Origin of the sequence: Edwardsiella hoshinae NBRC 105699 = ATCC 33379, from assembly GCF_000474215.1 — a bacterium.
GTDB lineage: Bacteria > Pseudomonadota > Gammaproteobacteria > Enterobacterales > Enterobacteriaceae > Edwardsiella > Edwardsiella hoshinae.
In genome coordinates, this window is the sequence record NZ_BAUC01000084.1 from 1 (window position 1) to 643 (window position 643).

At 52.9% G+C, this 643-nt stretch carries 1 protein-coding gene; it reads right to left on the bottom strand.

Translation table 11 applies throughout. The features are described 5' to 3' along the window. Positions 1–288 precede the first annotated feature (288 nt). A partial coding sequence (locus EHO01S_RS17040) for a DUF7168 domain-containing protein (protein ID WP_024525063.1) occupies positions 289–643 on the bottom strand: 355 nt, incomplete at its 5' end.

The following is a 643-nucleotide window of genomic DNA, read 5'->3' on the forward strand; positions in this document are numbered from 1 at the left end:
GCCAGCAATATAAACCACGCTCATTTTCCGCTCTCCTTCATACAGATTTTCATCACATCACCCCCTGACACACACGAGCCGGATCACCGAAAACCATCACCGGGCGCTGGCTCCAGATACGCTCCCGACATCGAGCCTTGGCTAGTGCCTGATTGTTTTCATGCGTACAGTCCACGCATTTCCCGCTCCTCGTATAACGCACGCCAGAATGCCCCCTGGTACAGACCTTTCCCTGATAAACCTTTTCCCCTTTCTGTTTGGCCATGACTCTTGCCGACGACATCATTTTTATGCCCTCCCAATCTGAGCAGGGGATGCAGCTCGCCCAACACTACCAACGCCCTGATGCAATTCGACCTGGCGTCCATCGAAATAACCGGCATAGAACGCATCATCAACACCCTTAGCCTTTTTAACGGCTCGTCCAGAGGTCTCCGGTGCACTGGCGAAGTGACGCGCCTTATATGCTGCCATGAGCGTTTTTTCTGCCTCAGTACAGGCGAACGCAATAAGACTATCTCGCACACCTACAACCCAGGCCTCGCAATACGCATCAGCGCGTGCTGTTTTGGTTGCAGATTTGATGTTTTTGCGCATTCCGCTAATGAACTCAGCACGTGCCCGACACAATTGACGCGAGAGC